Below are 13,523 nucleotides of genomic sequence, written 5' to 3'. Positions count from 1 at the left end.
ACAGGATCAACCTGGTTTCTGAATCTCCCACAGGAGCATATGGTCTTTACGCCCCTGGCGCTGCATCCCCACATGCTCCAGCACTCTGATCGATGCGATGTTCGATTCGTCACATTCGGCGGTTACCGCCGCGATGGTTGGTAGTTGAAAGGCCCGCTCGATCAACGCGCGCGCCATTTCCGAAGCATATCCTTGGCGGCGATAAGCGGGGACGATACTGTAACCAATCTCGACACGGCCACTGGCATTCGGGCCACCTTTGAAACCCATATCACCGATCAGCGTACGATCCTCGCGGCGTACAATGGCCCCATCCCATACAGCGCCAGAAGGATCCTGTTCCATCAATTGAATGAAAAAGGGCAAGGCCCTGGCGTAACCGGGGCCAGGCCAATCTTCGGGCACCCGGATATCCATCAGTTCGGCGAGCCGGGACTTATCATGAAGGGTCACCTTCTTGAGTTCCAGGGAAAGTGGCAGAAATAGAAGACGCGGCGTGGTAAGTTGCAGCACTATACATATGCTCCTGACTATACAAATTATCATGAATGATCCAGAAGAGGGTATTTCCTGAATCATTTATCAAGCATACCATGATTATGCTTGTACGTCGACGGCACGCTTTATCACGATAACATGCTCATCGTTGCTAAAGTCGGCTCCAATTTGTAAATGCTCAAAAGTTATATTTATATTCGTGCCCGGGAGCGCGGATGCGCTCCCGGGCACGAATATAAATATCAGCGCGGCCGCGTAGTGGCCGCGCGTGCGGGGGCGCGCAAGCGCCCCACGAGGACAAACGTCAGTCACTCTCTTAAATTTTGTCGTCCACGGCCGAGGTGATATCGACGATCGCCTCCACGTCGGCCTCCTTGAGGTTGAGGAACTCTCCTTCATTCTGAACCTCTACCAGGACCATGGCGTCGTAGCCAGCGTCGAGTTGGACGAGTTGAAATTGGATCACCTTGATCACTCTATAGCCAGGCTGGCCGGGCAGATCTTTTCCGATCAGGTCGTTGGCCCAGGCCGCCACGTCGAGAACCGTATCCGCGCGTTCATGACCGAGCAAGCGTGTCTCCATCAGCAAAACCTCCCTCTAAACCTCCAGGAGAAAAGAGGCGGCTCCAGCGGCTCCACGTTCACCACCGGCTTGGCCCCCACCCTCCTGCTATCGTCAATAACATAAGGTATATACGCTTGCCAGAGCATAAAAGATCCCTGGCACCATGCTCAGGCCCTTTATCGACGCCAGAGTTCGACCGTGCCGTCCTGGCAGCCGCAGGCGATCGTCTGGCCGTCTGGCGACCAGGAGAGGCTGCGCACGATAGAGGTGCTCTTGCGCACGTGCCGCTGCATGACGTTGCCGGTCGCGACCTCCCAGATCTGAATCTGCCTGGAGCTGCCAGAGGAGGCGATATATCTGCCGTCGGCGGACCAGCCGGCCGCCGTGATCGCCGTGTCCCCCTCAAATGTGAGCACGACCTCGCCAGAAGTCGCCTCCCAGACATAGAATGGACCAGCCTTGCCACCGGCGGCGATCCGCGTGCTGTCAGGCGACCAGAGGCTCAAGACGGCGTCGGGAGTCGTCGAGCGCTGGAAAGGCGCTCCAGCTAGTTTCTGGAAGTAAGCCAGCGGCTGCTTATCCGCGATCCTGATCACACGAATGCCCTGTCGCTCAAGCATGGAAATGTATTGCTGATCGGGCGCGCAGCGTGAGGTGCTCACATAATCGCCCTGGCTATCAACGGGCATCCCATAGAGGACAGTTGCATTGCCGGGGAATGTCTGCAGATCAGTGGGCACCAGCTTATAGACGCTGCCATAATCATCGGTTACAATGACGCTCTGATTATCCGAGCTCCAGAAGATATCGTTACACTGAAAATATGCCTGCGTCGCTGTATACTGGCCAATGACAACGCCTGTATTAGCTGCCCACGCGGCCATCATGCGCGTACCACCAGAAGCGATCCTGGTGCCATCGGGGGACCAGGCCAGCGCATAAATCACATCTACATGCCCATTGAATATGCTGATCGTCTGGCCGGTCGCCGCTTTCCAGACCTGAACAGGGTAGGTTTGATCTGTCCTTTGCTGCCCCTGCTCCTGCTTGCCTCCTCCTGATGCGATATACTGCCCATTGGTCGACCAGGCCAGCGCATCGACAGAGTGTGGGGAGCCATGATAGACATACAGTAATGCCTCGCGTGGTGTCGCCGTCGCGGCTGGCTTCGCCGTCTGCTTTACCACTGGCTTTACCACCGAATTGTGCGGCTCTGGTCGGTCCCGCAGGATGCTCTCGGTGACGACGGCACCGGCTCCAATGACGACGCCGGCCAGCAGGCCGAATAAGTTACGCCGTGAAAAGAGCTTTGACAAAACCGGTGACGGCGAGGCTGGCGCTGGCTGTGACTCTAGCAGGATGGTAGTTCCCCGCCGATGTGGCGTTGCCTGTGGAGTATTCCCCATCCCCTGGGCGACCATCGCGGCCGCCTCCAGAGCCTCAGCGAAAGCTTCAACGCTGGCAAAGCGGTCTGCGGGCTCTTTGGCCAGCGCGCGAAGGATCACCTCATCGACCTCTGCCGGAAGCTCGGCGACGCTGTCCAGCAGCGATGCCGCCGGTTCCAGCGCATGCTGGACAGCCACCTCGATGTATGAGCCCGCAAACGGTGGCCGGCCGCTCAGCCATTCATAGGCCATGATCCCCAGTGCATATTGATCGCTGGCGGGCAGCAGGCGGTGCTGAAACTGTTCCGGGGCCATATAATCGACGGTCCCTATCAAGACACCACCATCCCGCGCCTCGGCCATACTGATGATGCCGGCCAGGCCAAAATCGCTCAGCAGCACATGGCCATCCGTCGCCACCAGCACGTTTTCCGGCTTCACATCGCCGTGCACGATCCCTTGCTGGTGCGTATAGTGCAGGGCCGAGGCGATCTGCTTCACATAAGCGACCACCTGTCCCAGGGGGAGGCACGTGCCTCGTGGACAGTGATGGCGCAGGGTGCCCCCCTGGACATAATCCATCACCAGAAAGGGGATATCGTTCTTAATATCGAACTCGCGCACGGAAACGATGTGACGGTGGTTCAGATGCGCGATCAGGCGCGCCTCCTGCAAGAAGATCGCTCGATCCAGATTTTTTGAGTGCAGGATTTTAATAGCGACCAGCGTTTCCAGGTAGCGATGCACCCCCAGATAGACCTCCGCGAATCCTCCGCGTCCTAAAGGACGGATCAGACGATAATTGCCAAGCTGCTGACCGCTATATGTATTCACAGCGCTAAAACTCCTCTTCCCTGCTTGAGATCTATGCCTGGAACGTCCATACGCGGACCGTTTTGTCCTGGCTGCCACTGGCCAGCATATCACCCCGCTTCGACCAGGCCAGTGAGGTGAGCGCGGCCGTATGACCGCCACACGTGCTGACCTGTCTGCCAGTGCGCGCCTCCCAGATGGCGATGCTAAAATCTGCCTGATCGCTATGCGCGGACGCGATATATTTGCCATCGGGCGACCAGGCGATGGGGGCGGCATAGGTCAGATAGCTCTTCTGGTAGCTCAGACCCCCCTGGCTATCCCAGATCTGGACCGCCGCCACGTTGGCGGCGGCGATATACTGACTGTCGGGCGAGCAGGCCACCGCTAACACATTGGGCAGGTTCATTTGATAGGTGGACGCGATCTTCTCCGCGTCACCAACGTTCCACTGATACACATAGCCGCTATTGACCCCGCCGATAATATACTTCCCATCGGGCGACCAGGCCACCGAAGTGATCTGCTTCTGCTTATCTCCAACCCGATACAGGACGGGCCAGTCATTGGCGGCCCCGGTCCAGATACCCACCTCGCCCTGATACCCGATCAGCAGGTGCTTCCCATCAGCCGACCAGGTAACGCAGTAGGCGTCGCCGATCATATTGTTGCCGTTGGCGTCAACCGCCGTCCCGTGATCCTCATGAGAGATGGCCTGGCCCGTATCCACGCCCAATAACGTCGTCAGGTCTAACACATTATCGGCAAGAACTTCGCCCTCAACCACAATAGCATGGCCATCAGGGGCCCAGGCGGCGGCGATAACGGGCGACCCTATTGATGCTTTCCAGGACAGCTTCCCCGTCCGGGCCTCCCAGACCTGTACATTGTCTGCGGGAACTTGCTTATTGACGGTGCCAGCCGAGGATGAAGAAACGATATATCGGCCGTCAGGAGACCAGGAAACGGCCGAGATAGCCATATTCTGCGCCTGGTAGGTATACAGGAGTGTGGCGCGTGGCGTGGTCGGCACGGGATCTGGTGTGGCCGGCGGGAGGCTTGATGTGGTCGGCGCGGGATGCCGGGAATGGCTCACCGGGGCGGCAAGGTTGGGGGCCAGTTCTCTCCATGCCAGCCCGGCGCCGCCAAGTACCAGGATACCAGCCGCGCCGAGGCCGAGAAGCGTGGCGCGCCGCGAGACGCGCTTGCCGGGTGTGTTCGCCGTCGTCGGCCCGGTCAGCGGCGCGCCGCCCCCGGTAGGGATGGAGGCAACCCGGTCTGTGGGTGCTTCTGTGAGATCCTCGGGCGGAATATGCGGGTCCGGCACGGTGAGATATGACTGAGAGGAGGTGAGAACAGCTGTGTTTGCACCTGCTCCAATGCGGGAAGATGACAATAACGCTAGATCCCGCCGTTGCCATCGATCGGAGTCCGGCGCGATATAGCGACCCGAACGCAGCGCCTCCTCCAGGGCCTCCACGAAATCCTGGACCTGCCCATAGCGCTGATGGGGATCTTTGGCCAGCGCGGTCAGGATGACCTGTTCGATGCTGGCGGAGATAGCGATGCCGTGCTCCCGAAGCGAGGGGGGCGGGACCGTCAGATGCTGCCTGGCGATGGCGAGGTACTCCTTCCCCTGGAACGGCAGCTGGCCGCAGAGCCACTCATAGGCAATGATCGCCAGTGCGTACTGATCGCTGGCGGGACGCGGCTTGCCACGTAGCTGCTCGGGCGCCATATAACGCACCGTCCCGATCACATCGGAGATTGTCACCGAACGCGAACTGCGTGCCTGCGTCGCTATCCCAAAATCGCTGAGGAAAACGTCTCCTTTTTCATCCAGCAGCATATTCTCTGGCTTGACGTCGCAGTGGATCACCCTGTGGTCATGCGCGTACTGCAGCGCCGAGGCCACCTGCTTGAGATAGGGCAGGCAGCGCTCCAGCGGCACAGCCTGTTCACGGGGAAAATATTGGCGCAGCGTGCCACTGGCGGAATACTGCATCACAAGATAAGGCATCTCGTCTTCGATGTTAAATTCCAGGATGCGCACGATATGGGGATGCTGCAGGCGAGCGATCATACGCGCCTCCCGCAAGAAGCTCTGCTGCTCCTGATCCTTAACCTGCGTATGCAAAACTTTGATCGCCGCCGGCGTCTCCAGGTGTCGATGAATGCCCAGGTAGACCTGGGCGAAACCACCGGACCCCAGCAGTTGAACCAGCCGATAGTTACCTAGATACCTGCCGACCAGATTCTCTTGTTGCGCTCCAGACATACTACTGACAACTTCCTGAATTCAAATGGTGCTTTTCTAAAAAGCGAAAAGGACAGATAAATACGCTTTATCCCTACCTACCATTTCTCTAGTCTTATATCCCTATATATAGATATACGCAAATAAAACATGAAAATTCACGCTTAGCTACGCGCCTGTTATGAATATAACCCGATGCATTCCCCTCCCCGCACAACCACGCCCACCGTAGTGCTTTGTCAAACTTCGTTTGATGGATTGTTCGCCCGCTACGCGGGCGAGAGGGGGAGGAGCTGCCGGGGGCACAGCCCCCGAACCCCCAGTCAAGGGGCTAGCCGCCCCTTGCATCCCCGCTCCCCCATCAAATGAACTTTGACAGAGCAGTAGGTTCGACCCTTGCGGCCGATTTCCCCTCCCCATCCAATCCCGTTCCTCGGAAACGCGATGTTCATCCACGCCATTCCCCATATCGTTCACACATACGGTGGGCCTGGTCGTACGGGGAGGGGAAATCGGCCGCAAGGGCCGAACCTACGATGTACGGTATTTGTGTAAAATTGCATCTCGTGTTTTATGCGGGGCTTGATTCTTTTTAAGCGTGTGTGTTACTATTATCTATGTCTTCGGTGAGATGATTCAATTCATCGTCTTATCTCATCCAGCACGGTATGTGCCAGATGGGTTAAGAGCAGGAAGACGCCTTTATGAAGATGCATATCCGCAGGGATGCAAGTTATTTGTGAGAGGAATTCACACGACACCTCACCACCATTATGTGATGGCAAAGATGCCAGAAGACCTCTACTTCTTTCTGCCTCTCAGCGACGCTCGGTCGCGGCGTGTTGCTCTATTTTCGCGCAGGCGGTGTCTTGCTCCCCCTCCAGGTATGCATGTGTCATTGCTGGAACAAGGAGGAGACAGCAAGCATGCACCCTCAAATGACAACGCGTACATTAGCCAGGATGGTAGCCGCCTTTACGGCGTTATTTACCACCTGTCTGCTACTCTTTCCGGGCAATGTACAGGCGGCAACGACCCCACATGCCACCACACCGGCGGCCACCAATCTGGCCAGCCTGGTCGATCCCTTCACAGCCACCGGTTCATCGACCAATGGCCCGGCGGGCTGGAATGTGGGCAACGACTTCCCCGGCGCGGACGCGCCCTTCGGCATGGTCCAGTTTAGTCCGGATAACGCGACGGCCTGGGCCGGCGGCTACTACTACGGCAACAACCAGATCAAGGGCTTTAGCCTGACGCACCTCAGCGGCGCCGGCTGTACGGTGTATAGCGATATTCCGTTCATGCCCTACATCGGGACGGTGACGACGTCGCCGGCGACCAATCCCGGACAGTACGTCTCGACCTTCTCGCACTCCAATGAGTCGGCCCACGCCGGCTACTACCAGGTGAAGTTGGACAACGGGGCGAACGTCCAGTTGACGGCGACCCAGCATAGCGGCGCGGGCCTCTTCACCTATCCCGCCGGCAAGACCGCGACGATGCTGGTAAATCCATCGGGCTCGATCAATGGCAACGCCGACGCCGAGGCGACCATTGGATCAGACTATATTTCCGGTTCGGCGGTTAGCGGCGGCTTCTGCGGCGCCAACGACGTCTACCACGTCTACTTCTACGCCCAGTTCAGCCAGCCGTTCGCGACCACCGGCACCTGGCACAACGATATCGTGACGCCCGGCTCGACGGCCGCGAAGGGCTCCAGCACGGTATCCCCGGCGGTCAAGAAGTTTATGCAGGCGCAGGCTAAAGTGGCGAATGGGACCGCTTCGTCCGCTGACGTCAAGACGGCGGCCAACCCGCCGACCACGGTCGTTTCGGGTCCCGGCTCCGGCGCCTTTGTGACCTTCGATACCAGCAAGAATACAGCGATCAGCCTCAAGGTTGGCCTCTCCTTTGTCAGCGTGGCCAACGCGAAGCAGAACGTCAACACGGAGAACCCGAAGGGCGACTTCAGTGCTACGCTGAAGCAGACCGAGCAGGCGTGGAATCAGAAACTGGGCGAGATCCAGGTCAGCGGCGGCACAGCGACGCAGCAGACGACGTTCTACTCGGCGCTCTACCATACGCTGCTGCAGCCCAACGTCTTCTCTGATGTCAACGGGCAGTACGCGGGCTTCGACGGGCAGGTGCATACCGCGCCCAAGGGACATGCCCAGTACGCCAACTACTCCGGCTGGGACATCTATCGCTCGGAGGCGCAGCTGTTGGGATTGCTGGCACCGCAGCAGGCCAGTGATATCATTCAGTCAATGGTTAATGACTATACGCAGAGCGGCCAGTTGCCCAAGTGGGCCGCCGCCAACGGCGAGACCTATGTGATGAACGGCGATCCGGCCGACGCCATCATCGCCGACGCCTACGCCTTCGGCGCCCAGAACTTCGATACCAAAGGAGCGCTGGCGGCGATGATCCACGAGGCCACGCAGACCAACAACGTGCGCCCCGGTCTGAACTACCTGGACTCGCCGGGCTACGAGCCGCAGAACGGCACCTACGGCTGCTGTAACTTCTACGGTTCGGCCTCTACGACGCTGGAATACAACACAGCGGACTTCGCTATCGGCGCCTTCGCGCAGGCGCTCGGCGACACGGCCAACTATCAGAAGTTCACTACCCGCGCCCAGGACTGGGAGAACCTGCTCAATCCTGCTGATGGCCTGCTGGAGCCGCGCAACCTGGACGGCACCTTCCCCAACCCATACGATCCCACCAGCGGCACCGGCTGGGTCGAGGGTGATGGTTCCCAGTACAACTGGATGGTCCCCTTCAATCTGAAGGGACTCTTTAGCGCCGAGGGCGGCAACGCCAAAGCGATCCAGCGCCTCGATACGTTCTTTACGCAGCTCAACGCGGGTCCCAACGCCCCGTACGCTTTCCTGGGCAATGAGCCAACCATCGAGACGCCCTGGGAGTACGACTACGCCGGCGCGCCGTACAAGACGCAGGATATCGTGCACAAAGTCGAGAACTCGCTCTGGTTCCCGGGACCCAGCGGCATGGCGGGCAATGATGATCTCGGCACCATGTCGGCCTGGGATGTATGGGCCAGCATGGGCATGTTCCCGGAGACACCTGGCACGGCCAATCTGGTCCTGGCCAGTCCGCTCTTCCCGAGCATTACCGTCCATCGTCCCAGCGGCCAGACCATCACCATCAACGCTCCCGGCACCACCGCCAGCACGTACTATGTGCAGAGCCTGAAGGTGAACGGCCAGACCAGCAGCAAACCCTGGCTGCCACCATCCTTTATCGCCAATGGTGGTACACTCGACTATACAATTGGCAGCACGCCCAACACCAGCTGGGGCAGCAGTCCCAACGATGCACCGCCCTCGTACCAGTATGGAGCGATTCCTACATTGGTCGCGCTCAATCCTGGCCGCGTCACGGTCGCGCCGGGCGCGCAGACGCAGAGCGGCATCACGGCGCAGGACATCAGCGGCAATGCCACCACGATCCAGTGGAGCACCACGGCCCCGTCTGGCCTCACCGTCACCCCGGCTTCGGGTAGCTTCACGGTCCCGGCTGGCGGCAACGCCAACCAGTCCTTCACCGTCGCCGCCGACGCCAGCATGCAGGAAGGGGTCTACAGCGTTCCGTTCAGCGCCCAGACCAGCGACGGCACCAAACTGCCGATCTCGGCGCTCACGGTCGTAGTGGCTAAACCGGGCGACCTGCTGGGACTCTTCAACAATGCCGGCATCTCCAACGACGGACAGGGCAACGCCGACTTCGACGGCGACGGCTATAGCTACTCCGAGCAGCAGCTGACGGCCGCCGGCTACGCGCCGGGCGCCACCGTCACCGTCAACGGCATCCAGTACAGCTGGCCCAATGTTCCGGCCGCCGCCTACGACAACGTCCAGGTCGCCGGCCAAACCATCCAGACGCCGGATGCCAAAGCGGGCGCGACGCAGCTCACCTTCCTGGGCAGCGCCACCAATGGACCCTCGGTCGGTAACATCACCATTACCTACACCGATGGCAGCACCCAGACCGCCCAACTCGGCTTCAGCGACTGGACCCTGGGGGCCGGCACCTCCCAGCCATCGTACGGCAACGTGGTCGCGGTCAAAACCCCGTACCGCAACGCCGGCGCCGGCACGGACAACGTCGGCACCTACATCTTCGCCTCGGCACCCATCGCGCTCAACACGAGCAAGCAGGTTGCCAGCATCACCTTCCCATCGTCACTCAATCAGGGAGCCCTGCACGTCTTCGCGCTGGCCATCTCCTGATCCGACCCATTCCCTGGCGGGCAGGCGGCGATTGCCGCCTGCCCGCCTCTTCTCTCTTCGATCTCGCCCTCCATACGTTCGAACCTCGCGTCCGATTTCCCCACCCCCTGGCTTAATGTGGAGAGTCATCGATCTGGATGCCGGGCATGTCACGCAGTTCTTGCAAACCGGGCAGATCTGTGTTGAGATAAATATTGCCAAGCTTGACCTTCTGGAGCACGGGCAGTCTCAGCAATGGTCGGATGTCTTCAATCCGCTGATAGGCACACATGTTGGTGATGTCGAGCTCTTGCAAGAGGGGGATGTGCGCCAGCGTGGAGAGATCTTTGACCTTGCTGGCCTTCAGCGAGAGCTGGCGCAGTTTGGTGAGGTACCGCAAGGGGGTAATATCCTCTACTCCGCTATAGCTCAGGTCGAGCGTTTCCACCTCACACAGGCCGCTCAAGGGGCCGATGTTTGTCAGATATTGATTACCCGATAGCTGGATCGTACGCAGGCTGGTGAGTGTGGTCAGCGCGGCAATATCCTGTAAGTTCTGGCACCATGTACAGTGAATGGCTTCCAGTCGCGGCAGATTTTCCAGTCCATCCAGGCTGGCGATCTGCTTGCTGAGATCAATGGTAATCGATTTAAGCATGGGAGCATTACCCAGAAAGGTAAGGTTGGCAGGCGTTACATACGACAGGTGTAAGCCTGTCAGGCTCGGCAAATTGGCGAGGCCGCTCCAGACGAGTCGCTCGTTCTTGCTAAGGGATAGCTCTGCGAGCGCTGGCAATGCGGCCAGGACCGTAAGATCCTCTAAGTCGTGGCATTCTTTTATGATGAGCTTACGCAGGGCAGGTTGTCCTTGCAGGCCAGCGATGTTTTGGCGGTTGGCGTTCGCCGTGAGATTGAGCTCTTGCAGAGCGGGGAGCGCGACCAATGGGCTCAAGTCGTACGCCTGTGTCGTATATGAGATCTCCAGGGATTTCAGGCTGGTGATGGCACTGATGGCGCTGATATCCTGGAGCCCCGGGCAGTTGAACAGCCGCAAGTCGCGCAAGGTCGGGACATGGTGTAATCCTGCCAGATTGGCAAGCATGGGAGACCCATGGATGCTGAGCGTCTTCAAGTGGGGCAGATCGGCCAAACCGGTCAGATTCTGGCAATGCACCGCGGAGAGCGAGAGCGTCTGGAGCCCGGGCAGGCCGCGCAAAGGGGTGAGATCCGCAGGTGCGATACAGCCATCGACGCCACGAAAGGCGAACGTCTTCAGGTTGCGCGCCTGCTCGATGCCGCAGAAGCTCTGCATTTGTGTGCAGTCGCTCAGCAGTAATTCTTCCAGATTGGGAATGCGCCCGACCTCTTGCAGACTGGTCAGGCGATTGCCGTTTGTTAAACTGAGCGAACGAAGTTTCCGCAGATGGCTCCAGTCGCCAACCTCCGCAGGCAGCCCACACGTGGCCTCGATCGTTTCCACAGCTTCCAGCGACGCCAATGGCGTAATATCCTTGATCGAGCGACATGTGACTATCTTGACCTCGCGTACCCGTTTGAGCTTTGCCAGCGGGGTGAGATCCACGAGACTATCGCAATTGCGCAGTTCGAGCACTTCCAGCTGTTCCAGCTCGCTCAGGCCGCTGATATCCTTTAGCTTGCCGGCGTAAGAGATAATGAGCCGCTTGAGTCCATGCATGCCCGTCAGTGGTGGGATAGCTGTGAGATAGTTGAGCTGCGTGAGCACCAGTTCCGTCAGCGCTGGCTTATGCATCAGCCCACTGAGATCTTTTACCTTGTGGCAGTTGGTCAGGCTGATCCAGCGCAATCTGTTCAGTGTGCGCAGCGGCGCAAGGCTGGTAATACTGGCGCACTCGCTGATATCGAGCACCTCTAAATGCTCTAGCGCGGCCAGTGGTGCCAGATCACTGACCTTTTTACTGCCAGGCATACGCAAGACCTTAAGATTGCTTAAGCCTGCCAGCGGGGTAAGATCCTGCAGGGCGCTACATTGTTCCATTTCCAGACTTTCCAGCATCGTGAGATGTTGTAGTCCGCTCAACTCTGTCACGCGATAGAGGCGCAGATCGGTCTTGCCGCGCTTCTGAAATAACGGGGCCAGGACATCGCACGCATAGCCATCTGGATCAGCAGCGATCCGCCAGTGTTTGAATCCTTCTTCGAGATAGGGCATCGTGCTGGTATGCTGAAGATAGGTGTGCAGGGCCTGGAGCGCTGGCAAACCAGGAATGCGGGCCAGGGCGCGCAAGCTATTGGTGCGCAACGATCCCCAGTGGGCCGCCCCCGCGTTAATCTGATCAACCAGCGGCTTGATCGCCAGCGCGCCTGCCTGCTCGGCCAGTTTATCGGCATCTTTGACATTTTTAGGCGGCAACAGCTTCTTGAGACGCCTCTGGATCTCCCGTGAGTGTTTTGGGGTGGCGGAAGTCCCGCTGGTAGCGGGCGTCGTCATAAGATCCAGGCAGGCGGCGGCCAGGAAATAGAGGCGGGTGCGCTGTCGCGCATCCTGGTCGCCGTCGTGGAGCAATTGACCGATAAGCTGCTCACCTTCTTGAGCGGAGAGTTGTGGCACTGCAGCAAGCGTAGTCGCCTGCCATTGAGGATCTGACGCATGTTGCATCAGCGTGACGAAATTCATCTCATAGGTGCGCGAACAGACATGCTCGCGTCTTCCTTTCTCAATTTAGAACGACAGGGAACTCCCTCCCGATATCGACCGCGAGGGTCGAACGAACCTACGGCGGCCGTGGTCGTATGTGGAGGGGCAATCGACCGCAAGGGTCGAATCTACGGCGTCTTGCGATAGTGCGCTGGAGGTATGCCCATTTCTCGCCGGAACGCTTTGCGAAAAGCGACTTCCGAAGCATAGCCAAGCTGCGCAGCGATTGTTTCCATGGTTACGCCGTTTTTGAGCATACGTGCTGCTGTATGCATGCGCCAGCGCGTGAGATACGTCATAGGTGGCTCACCCACCAGTTGAGTAAAGCGAGCTGAAAACGCCGAACGCGAGAGGGCAACCTCACTGGCCAGATCCTCAACGGTCCATGCTCGCCCGGGGTATTGATGCAGCAAGCCAAGAGCAGCCGCAACGGGCTGGTCACGCAATGCCGCTAACCATCCACTGCTAGCCGGCTCTTGCTGATCTATCCAGATGCGTATCACTTGAATGAAGAGCAGTTCGGTTAATCGTTTCAGCATCGTCTCAACACCCGGTTGAAGTGAAGCGGCTTCTCGCGCAATGAGATTGACAATATCGGCAAAGCCATGCGTCATGCGCCCCTGTTCTCCCGGGATATAGATGATTTTCGGCAACCATTGGAGCAGCGGGTAATCGCCGGGATGCTCAAAATGGAACGCGCCACAGAGCAGCCTGGTTTTTGTCCCCTCACCCCCAAAGGAGGAGATCTCATACTGACGCCTGGCATCATAATCCAGGTGCGACACTTTGATCACAGGAGAGGTAGGGTCATCACACAATGCGTGCGCGTGCCCATAGGGGAAGACAACGACATCTCCATCTTCAACCCGTAGCGGCGTCGGCTCTCCTTCGGTGTATAAATAGCCACCGCCAAAGTTAAGAATATGAAAGACACTATCCCGACTGGCCGCAAAGTTTATGCGCCACGGTGATGCAATCTCTACACGTGAAGAGAGCCAGCCTTTAAGTTCGAGAGAGTTGAGTACATCGGTGAGAACATCCATCCTTCGCTCCATTCTGTGGACGATCGGACATATTTTATGGACAGTAT

At 58.6% G+C, this 13,523-nt stretch carries 7 protein-coding genes; 1 reads left to right on the top strand and 6 read right to left on the bottom strand.

Annotation, left to right across the window (positions count from 1 at the left end):
- Nucleotides 1–6: 6 nt before the first annotated feature.
- From KTT_RS20980 to KTT_RS20965, 4 genes are all read right to left on the bottom strand, one after another.
- The gene (locus KTT_RS20980) at nt 7–513 is read right to left on the bottom strand and encodes a GNAT family N-acetyltransferase (protein ID WP_160146010.1); all 507 of its coding nucleotides are present in this window, start codon (nt 511–513) and stop codon (nt 7–9) included.
- 301 nt (nt 514–814) lie between these two features.
- The gene (locus tag KTT_RS20975) at nt 815–1,081 is read right to left on the bottom strand and encodes a hypothetical protein (RefSeq protein ID WP_126597875.1); all 267 of its coding nucleotides are present in this window, start codon (nt 1,079–1,081) and stop codon (nt 815–817) included.
- A 158-nt stretch (nt 1,082–1,239) separates the two neighbouring features.
- Complete coding sequence (locus KTT_RS20970; protein ID WP_160146009.1) at nt 1,240–3,282, bottom strand: WD40 repeat domain-containing serine/threonine protein kinase; 2,043 nt, start codon at nt 3,280–3,282, stop codon at nt 1,240–1,242.
- A 31-nt stretch (nt 3,283–3,313) separates the two neighbouring features.
- Complete coding sequence (locus KTT_RS20965; protein WP_126597872.1) at nt 3,314–5,539, bottom strand: serine/threonine-protein kinase; 2,226 nt, start codon at nt 5,537–5,539, stop codon at nt 3,314–3,316.
- Nucleotides 5,540–6,444: 905 nt separating this feature from the next.
- Between KTT_RS20965 and KTT_RS20960 the strand changes: the two genes are divergently transcribed.
- Nucleotides 6,445–9,777: a GH92 family glycosyl hydrolase gene (locus KTT_RS20960; protein ID WP_218030950.1), complete on the top strand. Its 3,333-nt coding sequence runs from the start codon at nt 6,445–6,447 to the stop codon at nt 9,775–9,777.
- Between the two features lie 112 nt (nt 9,778–9,889).
- On the opposite strand, the gene KTT_RS20955 is transcribed toward KTT_RS20960, so the two are convergent.
- Together KTT_RS20955 and KTT_RS20950 are read right to left on the bottom strand one after the other, a co-directional pair.
- Nucleotides 9,890–12,394, bottom strand: a complete 2,505-nt coding sequence (locus KTT_RS20955) for a hypothetical protein (RefSeq protein ID WP_126597870.1) — start codon at nt 12,392–12,394, stop codon at nt 9,890–9,892.
- A 167-nt stretch (nt 12,395–12,561) separates the two neighbouring features.
- Complete coding sequence (locus tag KTT_RS20950; RefSeq protein ID WP_126597869.1) at nt 12,562–13,476, bottom strand: AraC family transcriptional regulator; 915 nt, start codon at nt 13,474–13,476, stop codon at nt 12,562–12,564.
- Nucleotides 13,477–13,523: the final 47 nt, after the last annotated feature.

Origin of the sequence: Dictyobacter aurantiacus (assembly GCF_003967515.1) — a bacterium.
Lineage (GTDB): Bacteria > Chloroflexota > Ktedonobacteria > Ktedonobacterales > Ktedonobacteraceae > Dictyobacter > Dictyobacter aurantiacus.
Note: the sequence above shows the minus strand (reverse complement) of the source record. Positions and strands in the feature narration are given on the sequence as shown.

What these genes read in the sequence shown, in the direction of transcription:
- KTT_RS20960 (WP_218030950.1), top strand. Translation starts at nt 6,445, where the DNA reads ATGCACCCTCAAATGACAACGCGTACATTAGCCAGGATGGTAGCCGCC.
- KTT_RS20955 (WP_126597870.1), bottom strand. Translation starts at nt 12,394, where the DNA reads ATGCAACATGCGTCAGATCCTCAATGGCAGGCGACTACGCTTGCTGCA.
- KTT_RS20965 (WP_126597872.1), bottom strand. Translation starts at nt 5,539, where the DNA reads ATGTCTGGAGCGCAACAAGAGAATCTGGTCGGCAGGTATCTAGGTAAC.
- KTT_RS20975 (WP_126597875.1), bottom strand. Translation starts at nt 1,081, where the DNA reads ATGGAGACACGCTTGCTCGGTCATGAACGCGCGGATACGGTTCTCGAC.
- KTT_RS20950 (WP_126597869.1), bottom strand. Translation starts at nt 13,476, where the DNA reads ATGGATGTTCTCACCGATGTACTCAACTCTCTCGAACTTAAAGGCTGG.